The sequence below is a fragment of the Streptococcus cuniculi genome (assembly GCF_004570575.1).
GTDB lineage: Bacteria > Bacillota > Bacilli > Lactobacillales > Streptococcaceae > Streptococcus > Streptococcus cuniculi_A.
In genome coordinates this window covers 1-14494 of sequence record NZ_SPPD01000029.1, presented here as the reverse complement: position 1 = coordinate 14494, position 14494 = coordinate 1, and the positions used below count along the sequence as shown (strand labels likewise).

The 14494-nt window shown below is 40.5% G+C and carries 17 protein-coding genes, 1 other RNA gene and 2 pseudogenes; 14 read left to right on the top strand and 6 right to left on the bottom strand.

Annotation, left to right across the window (positions count from 1 at the left end):
* Positions 1-208: 208 nt before the first annotated feature.
* Both rpsU and galE read left to right on the top strand, forming a co-directional pair.
* On the top strand, positions 209-385 hold the full coding sequence (gene rpsU / locus E4T82_RS11565) for a 30S ribosomal protein S21 (protein ID WP_000048054.1): 177 nt from the start codon (positions 209-211) through the stop codon (positions 383-385).
* A gap of 65 nt (positions 386-450) precedes the next feature.
* Positions 451-1464 (top strand): UDP-glucose 4-epimerase GalE, encoded by a 1014-nt coding sequence (gene galE, locus E4T82_RS11560; protein ID WP_135182931.1) that lies wholly within the window; start codon positions 451-453, stop codon positions 1462-1464.
* Between the two features lie 149 nt (positions 1465-1613).
* Here galE and mscL read toward each other — a convergent pair whose 3' ends face one another.
* Positions 1614-2006, bottom strand: coding sequence for a large conductance mechanosensitive channel protein MscL (mscL, locus tag E4T82_RS11555; RefSeq protein ID WP_135182930.1), 393 nt, complete (start codon positions 2004-2006; stop codon positions 1614-1616).
* Positions 2007-2170: 164 nt separating this feature from the next.
* On the opposite strand from mscL, the gene dnaG reads away from it, so the two are divergent.
* The 3 genes from dnaG to E4T82_RS11540 all read left to right on the top strand — a co-directional run bounded on the left by dnaG (position 2171) and on the right by E4T82_RS11540 (position 6075).
* Entirely contained in the window at positions 2171-3961 is a 1791-nt protein-coding gene (dnaG, locus tag E4T82_RS11550) for a DNA primase (RefSeq protein WP_135182929.1), read from the top strand.
* Between the two features lie 2 nt (positions 3962-3963).
* A complete protein-coding gene (gene rpoD, locus E4T82_RS11545; protein WP_135182928.1) occupies positions 3964-5082 on the top strand; it encodes an RNA polymerase sigma factor RpoD in 1119 nt (372 codons plus the stop codon).
* A gap of 669 nt (positions 5083-5751) precedes the next feature.
* Entirely contained in the window at positions 5752-6075 is a 324-nt protein-coding gene (locus E4T82_RS11540) for a metal-sulfur cluster assembly factor (RefSeq protein WP_075104342.1), read from the top strand.
* A 41-nt stretch (positions 6076-6116) separates the two neighbouring features.
* Here E4T82_RS11540 and E4T82_RS11535 read toward each other — a convergent pair whose 3' ends face one another.
* Positions 6117-6710: a TVP38/TMEM64 family protein gene (locus E4T82_RS11535; RefSeq protein ID WP_075104341.1), complete on the bottom strand. Its 594-nt coding sequence runs from the start codon at positions 6708-6710 to the stop codon at positions 6117-6119.
* A gap of 289 nt (positions 6711-6999) precedes the next feature.
* Between E4T82_RS11535 and ssrA the strand changes: the two genes are divergently transcribed.
* Positions 7000-7347, top strand: a transfer-messenger RNA (tmRNA) gene (gene ssrA, locus E4T82_RS11530).
* Between the two features lie 125 nt (positions 7348-7472).
* Here the strand turns inward: ssrA and E4T82_RS11525 are convergent.
* From E4T82_RS11525 to E4T82_RS11510, 4 genes and pseudogenes are all read right to left on the bottom strand, one after another.
* Positions 7473-8544: pseudogene (locus E4T82_RS11525) on the bottom strand (tyrosine-type recombinase/integrase).
* A 133-nt stretch (positions 8545-8677) separates the two neighbouring features.
* Positions 8678-9319 (bottom strand): Ltp family lipoprotein, encoded by a 642-nt coding sequence (locus E4T82_RS11520; protein WP_135182927.1) that lies wholly within the window; start codon positions 9317-9319, stop codon positions 8678-8680.
* A gap of 61 nt (positions 9320-9380) precedes the next feature.
* Complete coding sequence (locus E4T82_RS11515; RefSeq protein ID WP_135182926.1) at positions 9381-9782, bottom strand: ImmA/IrrE family metallo-endopeptidase; 402 nt, start codon at positions 9780-9782, stop codon at positions 9381-9383.
* Between the two features lie 6 nt (positions 9783-9788).
* On the bottom strand, positions 9789-10142 hold the full coding sequence (locus E4T82_RS11510; protein ID WP_135182925.1) for a helix-turn-helix domain-containing protein: 354 nt from the start codon (positions 10140-10142) through the stop codon (positions 9789-9791).
* 288 nt (positions 10143-10430) lie between these two features.
* On the opposite strand from E4T82_RS11510, the gene E4T82_RS12570 reads away from it, so the two are divergent.
* The 8 genes and pseudogenes from E4T82_RS12570 to E4T82_RS12905 all read left to right on the top strand — a co-directional run bounded on the left by E4T82_RS12570 (position 10431) and on the right by E4T82_RS12905 (position 14147).
* On the top strand, positions 10431-10592 hold the full coding sequence (locus E4T82_RS12570) for a hypothetical protein (protein WP_167753627.1): 162 nt from the start codon (positions 10431-10433) through the stop codon (positions 10590-10592).
* A gap of 271 nt (positions 10593-10863) precedes the next feature.
* The gene (locus tag E4T82_RS11505) at positions 10864-11325 is read left to right on the top strand and encodes a DUF1617 family protein (protein WP_135182924.1); all 462 of its coding nucleotides are present in this window, start codon (positions 10864-10866) and stop codon (positions 11323-11325) included.
* 1 nt (position 11326) lies between these two features.
* Complete coding sequence (locus E4T82_RS11500) at positions 11327-11806, top strand: hypothetical protein (RefSeq protein ID WP_135182923.1); 480 nt, start codon at positions 11327-11329, stop codon at positions 11804-11806.
* 43 nt (positions 11807-11849) lie between these two features.
* Positions 11850-12002 (top strand): hypothetical protein, encoded by a 153-nt coding sequence (locus E4T82_RS12565; RefSeq protein ID WP_167753626.1) that lies wholly within the window; start codon positions 11850-11852, stop codon positions 12000-12002.
* 36 nt (positions 12003-12038) lie between these two features.
* Entirely contained in the window at positions 12039-12455 is a 417-nt protein-coding gene (locus E4T82_RS11495; protein WP_135182922.1) for a hypothetical protein, read from the top strand.
* Between the two features lies 1 nt (position 12456).
* A complete protein-coding gene (locus E4T82_RS11490; protein WP_135182921.1) occupies positions 12457-12663 on the top strand; it encodes a phage holin in 207 nt (68 codons plus the stop codon).
* A 113-nt stretch (positions 12664-12776) separates the two neighbouring features.
* Positions 12777-13538: pseudogene (locus E4T82_RS13065) on the top strand (peptidoglycan recognition protein family protein).
* Between the two features lie 324 nt (positions 13539-13862).
* The gene (locus tag E4T82_RS12905; protein WP_228065154.1) at positions 13863-14147 is read left to right on the top strand and encodes a hypothetical protein; all 285 of its coding nucleotides are present in this window, start codon (positions 13863-13865) and stop codon (positions 14145-14147) included.
* Positions 14148-14494: the final 347 nt, after the last annotated feature.

The following is a 14494-nucleotide window of genomic DNA, read 5'->3' as shown; positions in this document are numbered from 1 at the left end:
TGGAGGACTATTTACCACAATTATTTGGGAAGTAGATTCAATACTGGGGAGACCGAATGTTTTGCCTGTTTTAAAATGCTTTCTAAGGACGAAAGCTCACTGGGAAACTTTTCATGCGTACGTCGTGACAATTTCAGGAAATATCTTGACAAAACGAGTGGATAGAAGTATAATAGTGTAGACTTTGAAATTGAGGGGAGTGAAAATAATGTCAAAAACAGTTGTGCGCAAGAACGAATCACTTGATGATGCTCTTCGTCGTTTCAAACGTGCGGTTACCAAAGCTGGTACTCTTCAAGAAACACGCAAACGCGAATTCTACGAAAAACCATCTGTAAAACGTAAACGCAAATCAGAAGCAGCTCGTAAGCGTAAAAAATTCTAACATGTAAAAAACAGCTGTCAAGCTGTTTTTTTGCCCGGTCCATACTTAATATAAAGGAGTTTTTCATGAGTGTTTTAGTAACAGGTGGTGCAGGCTACATCGGTAGTCATACCGTGGTTGAATTGTTGAACCTAGGCAAAGAAGTTGTCATTGTTGATAATCTATCGAATTCCAGTTTGCTGGTTTTAGATAGGATCAAGGAAATAACAGGAAAGGTTCCTACCTTCTATGAATTGGATGTGGCAGATAAGGATGCTCTTCGCGCTGTATTTGAAAAAGAGGAGATTGATTCTGTTATTCATTTTGCTGGTTACAAGGCGGTTGGTGAGTCTGTTGCAAAACCGGTTATGTATTATGAAAATAACATCATGACCACCTTGGCTCTCGTAGAAGTCATGGCAGAGTTCGGTGTGAAAAAAATAGTCTTTAGTTCCAGTGCAACTGTCTATGGTCTTCACAATCCTTCTCCACTGGTTGAAACCATGCCGACTAGTGCAACCAACCCTTATGGTTATACCAAGGTGATGCTGGAGCAAATTCTCCGTGATGTGGAAGTAGCGGATTCTGAATGGAGCATCGCTCTTCTTCGCTATTTCAATCCAATCGGAGCGCACGAATCAGGCTTGATTGGTGAAGATCCTGCGGGGATTCCAAATAATCTCATGCCCTTTATTGCTCAGGTAGCTGTTGGGAAACGTTCTGAATTGAGCGTATTTGGTGATGACTATAACACAGTAGACGGAACAGGTGTCCGTGACTATATCCACGTTGTTGATTTGGCACTCGGTCATATCAAGGCCTTGGAGAAAATTGCAGATACCACAGGTGTTTATACCTACAACCTTGGCTCAGGTCAGGGGACCAGCGTACTGGAACTGGTGCAAGCTTTTGAAAAAGTCAATGGTGTACCTGTACCCTATACGATTGTGGATCGTCGTCCTGGCGATGTGGCAACCTGCTTTGCCAATGCAGACAAGGCTCTTGCAGAACTCAACTGGCGGACAGAAAAGACGATTGAGGACATGTGCCGTGATACATGGAACTGGCAGTCAAAGAACCCGAATGGGTATGCGCAATGAGACACCTAAAAGGTTGCTCAGCTGTAATCGGCTAAAGCTGAACCAGCTGCGTTCCCACTCAAAAAAGAAGTTGGTTTGCTCCAACTTCTTTTTTGAGTGCAAGATGCCCAGTATACATAAAAAGACAAGTTACCTTGTCTTTTTAGCTCTTATTTGTTTTTCAACAAGTCACGGATTTCTGCCAACAATTCTTCTTGGCTTGGTCCCGCAACCTCAGCTGCCGCTGCTTCGTCAGCAGCTTCTTGTTTTTTAGCAAGGCTTTGCGCTTTTTCCATCCCTTTTACGATGAAGAAGAGAACGGTACCAACAATCACAAAGTTGATGATAGCGCTCAAAAAGTTGCCATACGCAACGCCATTCCAGCTAAGTTGAGAAATTTTTTCTGCACCAGCCGCTTTCAAAGCTGGGGTTAAGAAGAGAGGGGTAATAACATCTGTAACAAGGGATTGTACAATTGCCCCAAAGGCTCCGGCGATAATCACACCGACTGCCATATCCACAACATTACCGCGAAGCAAAAATGCTTTTAAATCTTTTAACATATCCTAAATATGTCCTTTCATAAAAAAATAGATTACTCCCATTATATGCTGAAAGGAGTTTTTTGACAAGTATTTTAGTTTGGAAATTTTACAATTTTACATTTTTAGTATAAAATAGAACATGTTATAATAGCTGATACCTTGCACTGGAAGGAGGTGACCGCATGATTTCAAAAGAGAAAATCAATGAGATTAAACAGGCAGTCAATATTGTGGATGTCATTGGTGAGGTCATCTCTTTGACCAAGGCAGGGCGCAATTTTTTAGGGCTGTGTCCTTTCCATGGTGAAAAGACGCCTTCCTTTAACGTGGTCGAAGATAAGCAATTCTTCCATTGTTTTGGTTGTGGCAAGTCAGGCGATGTATTTAAATTTATCGAGGAATACCGAGGCATCTCCTTTACAGACAGTGTTCAGGTAGTGGCTGAAAAGGCTGGGATTCAGCTAGAGCAGCAGAGAGTAGCCGTTCAGGAACGCCGTGTGCATCCCCATCAGGTTCTCTTTGACATTCATACGGAAGCTGGAAAATTTTACCATGCCCTCTTGATGACGACAAAAATGGGGGAGGAAGCGCGAGCTTATCTGCATCACCGTGGCTTGACAGATGAGGTCATCAAGCATTTCCAGATTGGCTTAGCTCCCCAAGAGCAAAATTACCTCTATCAACATTTGTCTGCCAAGTTTGAGGAACAGGTCTTGCTCGAATCGGGCTTGTTTAACCCTGCTGATAACAACCTTATTTACGATGCCTTTCAGGGGAGGATTATGTTTCCTCTGACCGATGAACATGGGCGCATCTTGGCGTTTTCAGGGCGTATTTGGCAGCCCCGAGATTTGGAGAATAAACAACTCGCCAAGTACAAAAATAGTAGAAGCACTGCGATTTTTAATAAGAGCTATGAACTCTATCATCTGGATCAGGCGAAGGCTGTGATCAAAAAAAGCCATGAGGTCTATCTCATGGAGGGGTTTATGGATGTTATTGCCGCTCATCGGGCTGGACTTGACAATGCCGTTGCCTCAATGGGGACAGCCTTGACCAGAGAACATGTCCAGCATTTAGCTAAATTCTGTAAAAAGGTGATTGTGACCTATGACGGAGATGCGGCGGGTCAGGCAGCGACGGCAAAAGCACTTGACGAATTGCAGGACTTTCAAGTTGAGATTGTTAGCCTGCCAGACAATTTGGATCCGGATGAATTTTTAGCCAAGCATTCAAAGGAAATGCTCTATCAAGTCTTGACGACTAGTCGGATTAGCGACGTGGAGTTTTTGATTCAGTATCTCAAGCCTGCAAATCCCGATAATTTACAGATGCAGATTGAGTTTGTTGAAAAAATTGCACCGATTATTGCAAAAAATAAGTCAATCACCGCGCAAAATTCGTATATATATAAGGTAGCGGATGTCTTGCCCGATTTTGACTATGGTCAGGTAGAAGCAGCGGTCAATCATTTGCGTTTACATGAGCGGGCAGAACGCAGTCAGACAGCGCAAGGTCGAGGCGATATACGGAGACAGCCAATTGCCGAATTACCTCAAAAAATGCGCTTGTCACGACTGGTTCGCACGGAAAATCATTTGCTCAACCGCATGATGACCCACCCCTATATCTTGAATGACTATCGATTGAAAGAGGACTTTTTCTTCTTTACACCAGAATTGCAAGTCTTGTTTAATCTCTTAAAAGAGTATGGGGAGGTGACAGCCTATGATTTGGCCCAGCAGACAGAGCAAGTCCAGCGAGCTTGGTATCAAGTCTTGGAGGAAAAATTGCCAGAGGAGATGGGCGACAGCGAGCTAGAGGAGCTAGAAAGGCGGAGGCAACAGGAACAGCTCAAGCGAGAAAATCAGCAGAAATCACGTGTCATTCGGGAACACGTCCACATTGGCAATACCGAAGCAGCATTGGATGAATTAGCACAACTCATTGCACATAAAAGAAATATGGAGTAACTATGACAGCGAAAAAAGATAAAAAACAAGAAGTAACAACTTTTGATGTTCAAGTTGCGGATTTTATCCGTAACCATAAAAAAGAGGGTACTGCAACAGACGATGAGATCAATGATCAATTGGTCATCCCTTTCACTCTTGATGCAGACGGGATTGATGACCTCTTGCAACGGATTCAGGATGCAGGGATTGCGATTGTTGATAAGGAGGGCAATCCAAGTGCGCGCGTCCTTCAAGTAGAAGAAGAGCCTGAATTAACAGATGAAGAGTTACTCGGTAGTAATTCTGCTAAAGTCAATGACCCTGTGCGCATGTACTTAAAAGAAATTGGGGTTGTGCCCCTCTTAACCAATGAAGAAGAGCAGGAATTGGCCCTTGCTGTAGAAGCTGGTGACCCAGAAGCGAAGCAACGTCTTGCAGAAGCCAATCTCCGTTTGGTGGTTTCCATTGCCAAACGCTATGTCGGCCGTGGCATGCAGTTCTTGGACTTGATTCAAGAAGGAAACATGGGCTTGATGAAAGCTGTTGACAAGTTCGACTATTCAAAAGGTTTCAAGTTTTCAACTTATGCGACATGGTGGATTCGCCAAGCCATCACCCGTGCGATTGCGGATCAGGCTCGCACCATTCGGATTCCTGTTCACATGGTTGAAACAATTAATAAATTGGTCCGTGAACAGCGTAATTTGCTCCAAGAATTGGGACAAGATCCAACGCCAGAACAAATCGCTGAACGCATGGACATGACACCGGACAAAGTGCGTGAAATCTTGAAGATTGCCCAAGAACCGGTCTCTCTTGAAACACCGATTGGTGAAGAAGATGACAGTCATCTTGGTGATTTTATTGAAGACGAAGTGATTGAAAATCCAGTGGACTACACCACACGTGTTGTCTTGCGGGAACAATTGGATGAAGTATTAGACACTCTTACAGACCGCGAAGAAAACGTCCTTCGCCTCCGCTTCGGACTGGATGACGGAAAAATGCGTACCCTAGAAGACGTCGGCAAAGTCTTTAACGTTACCCGCGAACGCATCCGCCAAATTGAAGCAAAAGCCCTCCGCAAACTCCGCCACCCAAGCAGAAGCAAACCCTTGCGCGACTTTATTGAGGACTGATACTGCCTACGGATAGGCAGTATCAGCGCTCGCCTGAAAACACGAAAGCGGGCTGGTTCGGGGAACCGTTTTAACGCCTGCCTAGAAACCGAAGAGCAGGCCCTGGCTAGTCAGTATCAGCGCCCACCTAGAAATACGAGAGTGGGCTGATTAGTTGGACTTTTTAACGTCTGCTCGAAAATGGGAGAATATACTTCTCTAGTCAATTTTGTTCACACCAACATTGTATAGTCTTTTATGTTTGCTAAAATTCAAGAATAGTTTTTTACTAATATTTTGAGAGAAAATCGCGAGCGAAGTGAGCCGAAAATGATACTTTCGCAGTAAGTGAAATTCTTGAGGTTGGGACAAAAGTCCCATATCTCCTTACGTTTCATAGTTTTAACAGGTTGACGCAGTAGTTGTCTAGTTTGTCGTATGCTGATTTGTTAACATGCGGCAAACCTAGTCAACCTTGCGGGGTGGGACAACGAAATCGAACTCTTACGAGTTACCGATTTCTGTCCTACTCCCTCAACTAGTGAGGAGTTTGTTTGCGTCCGCACTATTTAAGAAAGTATCTCAAATCCTAATTTCGATTTGTATTGAAGTTAGGCTAGGCGGATTAACTATGTAATGAATAGCAAACGAAGGGCTATATCAATCACATCACAATAGGAGACACTATCAATGGCTTATACAGAAGAACAAGTAAAAGAAATTCAGGAACGGATTTTTCATGCCTTAGAAGAAGTCATTGATCCTGAATTAGGAATTGACATTATCAATCTTGGCTTGATTTATGAAATCCGCTTCATGGATGGCAAAACAGAGATTGATATGACCTTAACCACTATGGGTTGCCCGCTGGCTGATTTGATTACCGATCAGATTTATGACGTGCTTAGTACCGTTCCAGAAGTGACAGAGGTAGACGTCCGTCTAGTTTGGTCACCAGCTTGGACAGTCCAAAAAATGAGTCGCTATGCGCGCATTGCTCTAGGAATTAAGTAAAAAACAAAACTTCGTCAGAATAGTTTCTAACGAAGTCTTTTTTATTTGATAAAATGTTGTAGCCACTGTCCCCCATAAATCCAAAAGAAGCTGTAGGCCACAATGGAAATGGGACGACATAGGAGAATAATGGTGGTGAACTTGCGGTAACTCATGCTGGTCAAACCAGTAATCATCACGACAATATCAGCAGGCGATACAGGAGACAGCATGCAGAGGATGAAGAAGATTTCATAGCTTTTCTTATTGTCAATCTTACTTTCATATTTGTAAAAGGTTTCTTCAGTCATAAAGAGCAGACAGAAGGCCTTGCCGTATGTTCGGGCCAGCCAAAACAGGATGATGCTGCCGATAGAAATCCCAACATAATTGACAACGAAGCCCCACCAATGTCCGAAGACCAAAAAGCCGACAACGGTCGTTACACCACCAGGGATAATCGGAAAGACTACTTGAATGATTTGAATGAAAACATAGGTGAGACTTCCAAATGCTCCATGTCCCTTAATAGTATCGGCTAGGATATTTTGATCGTTTAAAATTCCAATTTTATAGAGCCAGATGACGAGAAAGACACTAGCAATGAGTGTGAGAATACTGAGAATCTGAAAAGTTTTTTGCCAAAATTTATACATAACTTCATTTTACCATAAAATAGCTCAATTCTGAAAATAGAAAACTAAAATCCACGACAAACGCATGAAAGATTTTTAGAGAGAAAATAAAGTTTTCTGTATTTCATAGTTCGGATTTTTTCATAAAGTATTGGGGAGGGGTTAGTGTTGTTACTATAGAAGAACCTTAAAATAAACTGTTTTTATTCAAGGTATCATTCGGAAACGGTTGTTTCATGCGTTTGTCCTGACTAAAATCTGTTGCTATTTTTTTAAAAATTTGGTATACTAGTATGGTACTCTGATTGAAGGGGTCGTTACGGATTCGACAGGCATTATGAGGCTTGTTCTGCAACTCATCTAGCGGATGTAAAACGCCAGTTAAATATAACTGCAAAAAATACAAATTCTTACGCATTAGCAGCTTAATAACCTGCCTGCGTGACTAGTAGCAGATTGCTTGTGTCTGCTGTATGGTCTTAAATGAGCAAGCTACGTTAGAATTGTGTCAGTAAGTTCTAAAAGAGATGGACTGAATCGCTTGGATGGGGCTTGAGTTATGTGCCGTCTCCCAGTTAAATCAAGACATAACCTATGGTTGTAGACGAATAAGTTAGCAGGTGTTTGGACGTGGGTTCGACTCCCACCGGCTCCATTATATGTTTTTATTCTTTATTAAAAGTTCGTAAAACGTTGATTTGACAGCGTTTTTTAATTGTTTTTAATGTTTTTTGAAAAAGACAGACCCAAAAACAGACCCTTTTTTTGAAAAGAGTCTGTTTTTTAGAAATCGATGTAGTTCGAGAATTTTTCTCCGATGTCATCTTTGGCTTGTTTGGTGATATGGGTGTAGATGTTCATGGTTGTTTTAAGGTCAGAGTGTCTTAGGCGATATTGGACTTGTTTCAGGGTCATTCCTGCTTCAAAGCAGAGACTGGCATGTGTATGTCTGAACTGATGGATTGTTATTGGCCGTAGTGTTGTTTCTTTGAGAATTTGTAGGAGCCATTTTCTAGGTAGGGAGCTGGAGAGGTGACTGCCGTTTTCTGATTCGAACATGAATTTGGTGTGGGGGAATTGTTTTTTTAGCTTGAGGAGGATTTCCTTGGTCTGCTTATTGATACTGACAAGGCGATTGCTGCTCGCTGTTTTTGTGAGGCCTATTTCTTCGCCTCCAAATCTTCGTGTAATGGCTTTTTTTATTTGGATGGTATCTTCTATCAAGTCTTCCCATTGAAAGGCTAAAAGCTCCCCTTTTCTAATTCCTGTGAAGGCTAGTAGTCGAAAGAGGGCAATCTTTTCTATATCTTGTGTTTTGTCAACATAGGCAAGAAAGGTTTTTAATTCATCTTTATCATAGAAATCTATTTCATCTTCTGTCCGTTTTTTAGCAGGAGTTATAACGCTGTCCATAGGGTTTCTATCTAAATAGCCGTAGCGAATCGCATACTTGAAGATGTTTGAGGTTAGTCCTTTGAGTTTTCGGCCATGGACCAGCTTTTTCATCCATGAGTTGAGATGCTCTTGCATTTGCAATGGTGTAATGTCTGTTACTTTTTCTGATCCAATGGCTGGCAGGATATGGTTTTTCATCATTCGCTCGGTCTTTATGTAGGTGCTTTCTTGGACTGTTTCATAGTATTCTTTCAGCCATTTTTTACTAATTTCTTCAACGGTGATGTCTTTTTTGATTTCAGAAGCATTTTCCAGCTCTTCTTGAAGTTGGAGAAGTGCGCTTCTAGCTTTACCCTTTGTTGGAAATCCTTGGCGCTTGATGTACTTATTCTTTTCCAACATAGACACGGAAACCATAAACAGTAGTGCCATTTTTCTTTTTATAGGACTTTATTTCCATTTGCTTTTCTCCTCATTTCTTGATAAAATGGGTATAGTAAAAAGACCTACTGCTGAAGCAGGTTTTTACTATTCAATCTTTTTTTCTCCTCACACTAAAGCTGGCCGGCGGAGTGTGAGGAGTTTTTTTTGTTTTATTTTAGATTTGCAATTGCATAATCAGCTTCTTCCTGTGTGAATTTTTCACCATATTCTGAGACCAGTTGATCACGAATCGCATCTGGGGACATTGACATTTGTTTTTGGTAAGATTCTGCTTTTTTCAAAGCATTGACTTTGTAATCTGCTTTTAAATTATCAATAGCGTACTGAGCTTCTTCGGGTGTAAACTTTTCTCCGTTTTCAGAGATAAGCTGGTCATAGATGCCCGCTTTAGACATTGACATATTTTTAGAATAAGATTCTGCTTTTTTTAAAGCATTAGCATTATAGTCAGCTTTTAGTTTATCCATTGCATATTGAGCTGCTTCAGGAGTGAACTTTTCACCGTACTCGGATGTTAATTGTTCATATATACCTGCTTTAGACATTGACATAGTTTTAGAATAACTTTCTGCTTTCTTGAGCGCAGATTTATATTCAGTTGGAACATTTTCCTCCGTTTTTTCCGGTTCTTTGTTTGTCTCCGTAGCAGTAGTCGTCTCTACCTGTGATTCTTTTGTAGTTGATGTTGAGGTCTCTTTTTTATCTCCTCCACCAAATATAGCAGCTAGGACCACCACCAGAACAACAACACCCAAGCAACCTAAACAACCTTGCTTTTTATTCTTTTTCATAATAATTCTCCTTTTAAAATTTATTTTATTTGTAATATTATTAAAATTTTATTACCATATTTTACTTGTCTTGCCAGTTTTCGTTAACAAGAGCATTAAATTCTTCCTTCACCATGACTTCATTGGCCATGCTTTTTAATTTGTGTTTCTCCATAAAATGAAGGTAGTTAAAGTCCTTTGTGTCATCGTAATAAGTTAGCTCTTCTTTGAGCAAGTGGTGAATCATATTCCTATCAGCTTGTAGCTCGTATAACTCACGATTACGTTTATAGTAGTCAGGGTCGTGGTCTTTGTGTCCTAATTCGTGATAGATGACCTTTTTCTTCTCGTGATCATCAAGATACGAATCGATGAGGATAACTTTTTGATTTTTATTAAAAATCCCTTTGTTTTTTGCTCCACGACCGTCAAAAAACACCACATCTATACCGTTTTCGGCACAGACAGATTCTGGTGACATCATAGGCTATCAGTCCTTATTTCTATTCTTAATCCTTGTTTCTAAAATTGAGGCAATGAGGTCTATGTCTTCATCGTTCAATTCGTGTCCATCGTAGGCCATGGATTCGGCAGCTATGGACTTAAAATCAACAGTAGCTGTAGTGTCTTCTCCTGCGATATGCGGATTATCAGTCCGTCCAAGAAGATAATCAGCAGAAACACCAAAATAGTCAGCAATCTCCTTCAACACCTTAGAGCTAGGGTTACTTCTCTTTAAACGATAAAGAGTATTTGTTCCATATCCTAGCTTTTCTTCTAAAATATTTATAGAAATCCCTTGCTTATCAGCCAATTCTTTTATTTTATCGAATGCTACAAACATTGATTTATCAACCTTTCTAAGTACACGAAAAAATAAATTTAAAATATTTGTAGAAAATAGTTGACTAATTTAGTCAAATGTTTTGAAATTATATTCGTAAGCTAAAGAGTTAGCGAACAAGACAACTAAAAAATAAAGCCTAATGAAACTGATTGGCGTCTGTTTTTTATAGGTATAACCTTACTTTTAGTAGGTCTTTTTTCTATGTTTTCATTTTAAAACATTTGACTAGACTTGTCAAGAGGTTCGCTAACTTTTTAGAAAAAATAATAAAAAGGAGGTAAGAAGATGAAACAGATTTTTGAGCGTATCGCGAAAAGCCTTGAAGTTATCGCTGAAGAACTCAAGGCTCGTAAGGAAGTGCAGTTAGAAGTGTTTAACCGCATTGAAAACATGGAATCTGCACTTAAAGCTATTGCAGAAGACCCATTCGGAGTAAATAAAAATTAGTGGTGAGGAGGGGAGGAAAAGATGAAAAATAAACAAAAGGCGATAACAGAGATTATCGAAAACATTTTGAACAGTTGATTGAAGATATTCTAGCTCATTCCAAAACTTATCAAGAAGCCGTGTCAAATGTATGGGATACACATGCTAATATCAAAGAAATAGGGACGTTAGAAAGAATTATCCGAGAGAATATTCGGAAACGCTCATTGAATCAAACAATAAAACCTAGCCTAAAAGACTAGGTCCAGAACATACGGAGGTGAGAGGATGTATGGTCAATAATCCAGATAATCCAAGTTTTTTAACCACAAAAGGGAAAGATTTAACAACTCTCATGACCGTACTTGAAAAAGTAGAGGTCCACAATATGAAAGCGAACCGTGGCAGAGCTAAGTTGTCCGCTCATGCGGCAAATAAACTGAACGTGTACTTACAAGACGAAACAGACATCTTGAAAGAGTATGTCGAAGTCTCAGAAAACGGCGCGTTCAAGCGTGATGACACATGTAATCTTGTCATGATAGATGCTAGCAAAATGCAAGAGGTTAACGGGCTTCTAGATGAATTGCGAGATGAGGACGTCGTCATCAAGGGCGGCGAGTATTCTAAGCGCTATATGGATTTCCTAGACTTCTTATCAGAATATGACGGTGAATTAGCTCTTGCCGAGATTGAATTAGTAGACAATCTGCTAGAACAGTATGAGGCAAGTAGACTAGAAAAGGAGGGCTAGTATGGCATTAAGAATCTATTCATCTGCTTCTTTTGATGAAACGACAGGAAAGACTTTGGTCGGTGTCAAGGAAGCAGATGAACGGGAGACAGTCCTATTCAACGCGGTTCTGGACGGGGATCACACGCAGGATTCAGATGCGGAGTTGATTAAGCTAGCGCTGGACTGGTTCACATTGCGCTATGTCAAGGATTTCTCAGACCAGCTCTTGAACGGTAAAGTCAATGAAGCGAATCAAGCGATTATAGATATTAAAGACAAGTATGCGGAGTTAGAAGAGCGTTCGACAAAGGCAGAAGCGGAACGCAATCAGCGTTTTGAAAAGTTAGAGGCTACGGTCAATCAAGCAGTCGCAGAGTTGACGGAGCTATTCGCAGGTGGCTTCTCTGACGAAGAAGAAGGCGATGAGGCGATTGAAGAATCAGACGTAGAAATCGTTGAAGAAGCGGAGGACGTCGAACATGAAGCAACTATTGAGTAGTTTTATCACAGGAGCAGCGTTAATTAAGAAAGGAAAATTTACTATGAAATTCACTAAAAAATCTATTATTGTAAAGTCTTGGGTAGCACTGGTTGTGGGAGGTACCTACAGCTTTGACGACGTACCGAAGTTGTTTAACTTGCGGACGGTTGTTGGCCAAGTGCTCTCAGAGCAGGAAGCAGAGAATAAAGAGTAGTCGCAGGACTATTCTTTTTAGATTGGAGAAGAACACATGCTTGATTATCTAGAAAAGGTATTCCCTCACCTTATGATGTACGGTGTTCCTGCTTTCTTTGGTTACCTAGGCGTGAAAGCTCAACACGTCAACAAGGAGCAGGTCAACACAATTAAGACAGAGTTATCCGACATCAAATCTAGTGTTGACGATGTGAAAGAAGTAGGAGACGCGAATAATCGTAGCTTAGCAGATGTGAAGCAGACTATCGCTAATCACAATGAAAGTCACTTAGTTACGATGTATGGACGTTTAGAAGAGAAAATCAATACAGCTCTCAAATTAGGCTATACGTGTCCAAAAGAATTTGAATTCATCAATCGTATGTATCGCAATTACAAAGCCCTCGGTGGCAATGGTTACATCGATAAGCTCTATAGTCGTTACGTTGAGCTAGAAATAAAGGAGAAATAGCATGAAACTAACTAACAAACAGTATGATGTAGCAAAGCAAGTTGTGACGGTCATTGTGCCAGCGCTCATCACGCTTATTAGCGGATTAGGTGTAGTTTTAGACTATGACACAACTGTTTTCACAACAATTATTGGTCTGTTTACAGCGTTTGCAGGGACTGTCTTAGGCATCTCTAGTAAAAATTATCAAAATGAACAGGAGGAATAGCTATGAAATTTGACGAAGTTATCGAATTTGACAAAGAAAAATTCGAGGATAACATTGCTCGTCATACATTTCCAGAACCCGATAAGAAAGACGGGAAGTGAGGTATATAAAAGATGGGAAATTTAGGTTTAAGACTGGTATCCATGCCAGTGCCAGCGTGGAACCATGGCAATAAACAGCCGTTCGCTATGACTCCTCAATACTTAACTATTCACAATACAGCTAATAATGCAAGCGCATTGGCAGAAATTAGCTACATGAATGGTAACACGAATGAGGTCAGCTATCATTGGGCTGTTGACGATGTAGAGGCTATTCAAGCCATTCCACACAAGCGAAACGCTTGGCATTGTGGCGACGGCTAAGGCGCCGGAAATATGTCCAGCATCGGAATTGAGATTTGTCATAGTTTGACACCAGGCAACCCTCGGTACAAGCAATCAGAGGAGAACGGCGCTAAACTAGCAGCTCTCATTCTGTATGAACTAAACTGGGGCATCGATCGCATTCGTAAACATCAAGATTGGTCAGGAAAATATTGTCCACACCGCATTCTGGACAACGGTGACTGGGACAATTTCAAAGCAAAAGTCCAAAACTATCTCAATCAATTAAAAACTGGAGCAGGCGCTCCTGAAAACAACACTAACAACAATATGGAGGAAGAAGATATGTTCTTTGTACGATTAGAAGAAGATTTAAACAGCAAGCGCACGAAAGGTCAGATCTACCTTTTCAACCCAGCGGCACGAACTCACAAGCTATTGAATGGTGACGAGTACAACTCAGCCAAGACGTTCTTCCTGAACGCAAAAATCTACAAGGCAACTAAAGCAGTCAACTCCTTTCTATGTTCCGACTTCGACCGTCGTTAAACCCTCGATTTAATCTGTGGTGACACAGACTTATAGCAGAAGCACGCTATACGGCTTGGCAGAGCTCAAGAACTGTTCCCCAGCGATAAGCCTAAGAAGCACAACGGGGAATTAAGTGCACTCAACACTTAATTGTTAACCTCGGTCGGAGGGAAAATCCGACCCGGTACTTTTTTATTTTGTGTAGAAAGAAAAAATGTGAATCTTAGAGATATTTTTGAAGATTATGAGTTGAACTTCAACGGTAAAAAATGTAAGGTAATCACTAGCTATAAAGGTTTACCAGAATTTACGGTATAGTTCCAAACAGAGGATTTATTTCATGTGCTAGGATTACATAAGTTAAATACGGGTTATTATGCTAGTTCATGGATTCTTGAGATGAGAAAAGGGAACTTTGATTTGGGTGAGTTCAAAAATCATCCTAACTATAAAGACGTTAGACCTCGTATTGCAAATTATGAATTTATATACGAAATCTTTTATAAAGATAAGGTGAAGATTTGTATTTTAGATAAAGATTTATCAAGAAATACAATGAGACTTAGTGTAGTCTTTTACAAGAACAAAGATAAGAAAGTGGTTGTCCTTGGTTTAAAAAAAAGATAAGTTGGGTTATTTTAGACTAGCAACCTTACACGAAAATCGAAGTAATTGCTATGACAGTATGCGTAAAACTGGGGTGAAAGAAATAATGTGGTACTAATTCTCCGTCCCAAGACCGATGCCCTCATCACTAACCCATGATATACTATAACCAATCCTAAAAATTTTTCATAATCTCCTGCACCAGCCTTGTGCTGGTGTTTTTCGTGTCTAAACAAGTTTGCACGTCAAACGCATGAAGAAAAGATAGTTTTCAGAAAACTATTTACATAGCGACAAAATCAATCAAAGTAGTAAACTAGAAAAAGAGGTAACTACGATGATTGATTTTCTTGTTTCACTAGAAGCCA

Excerpts from the sequence above, each read along its gene's own strand:
- rpsU (WP_000048054.1), top strand. The coding sequence starts at position 209 with ATGTCAAAAACAGTTGTGCGCAAGAACGAATCACTTGATGATGCTCTT.
- galE (WP_135182931.1), top strand. The coding sequence starts at position 451 with ATGAGTGTTTTAGTAACAGGTGGTGCAGGCTACATCGGTAGTCATACC.
- mscL (WP_135182930.1), bottom strand. The coding sequence starts at position 2,006 with ATGTTAAAAGATTTAAAAGCATTTTTGCTTCGCGGTAATGTTGTGGAT.
- dnaG (WP_135182929.1), top strand. The coding sequence starts at position 2,171 with ATGATTTCAAAAGAGAAAATCAATGAGATTAAACAGGCAGTCAATATT.
- rpoD (WP_135182928.1), top strand. The coding sequence starts at position 3,964 with ATGACAGCGAAAAAAGATAAAAAACAAGAAGTAACAACTTTTGATGTT.
- E4T82_RS11540 (WP_075104342.1), top strand. The coding sequence starts at position 5,752 with ATGGCTTATACAGAAGAACAAGTAAAAGAAATTCAGGAACGGATTTTT.
- E4T82_RS11535 (WP_075104341.1), bottom strand. The coding sequence starts at position 6,710 with ATGTATAAATTTTGGCAAAAAACTTTTCAGATTCTCAGTATTCTCACA.
- E4T82_RS11520 (WP_135182927.1), bottom strand. The coding sequence starts at position 9,319 with ATGAAAAAGAATAAAAAGCAAGGTTGTTTAGGTTGCTTGGGTGTTGTT.
- E4T82_RS11515 (WP_135182926.1), bottom strand. The coding sequence starts at position 9,782 with ATGATGTCACCAGAATCTGTCTGTGCCGAAAACGGTATAGATGTGGTG.
- E4T82_RS11510 (WP_135182925.1), bottom strand. The coding sequence starts at position 10,142 with ATGTTTGTAGCATTCGATAAAATAAAAGAATTGGCTGATAAGCAAGGG.
- E4T82_RS12570 (WP_167753627.1), top strand. The coding sequence starts at position 10,431 with ATGAAACAGATTTTTGAGCGTATCGCGAAAAGCCTTGAAGTTATCGCT.
- E4T82_RS11505 (WP_135182924.1), top strand. The coding sequence starts at position 10,864 with ATGGTCAATAATCCAGATAATCCAAGTTTTTTAACCACAAAAGGGAAA.
- E4T82_RS11500 (WP_135182923.1), top strand. The coding sequence starts at position 11,327 with ATGGCATTAAGAATCTATTCATCTGCTTCTTTTGATGAAACGACAGGA.
- E4T82_RS12565 (WP_167753626.1), top strand. The coding sequence starts at position 11,850 with ATGAAATTCACTAAAAAATCTATTATTGTAAAGTCTTGGGTAGCACTG.
- E4T82_RS11495 (WP_135182922.1), top strand. The coding sequence starts at position 12,039 with ATGCTTGATTATCTAGAAAAGGTATTCCCTCACCTTATGATGTACGGT.
- E4T82_RS11490 (WP_135182921.1), top strand. The coding sequence starts at position 12,457 with ATGAAACTAACTAACAAACAGTATGATGTAGCAAAGCAAGTTGTGACG.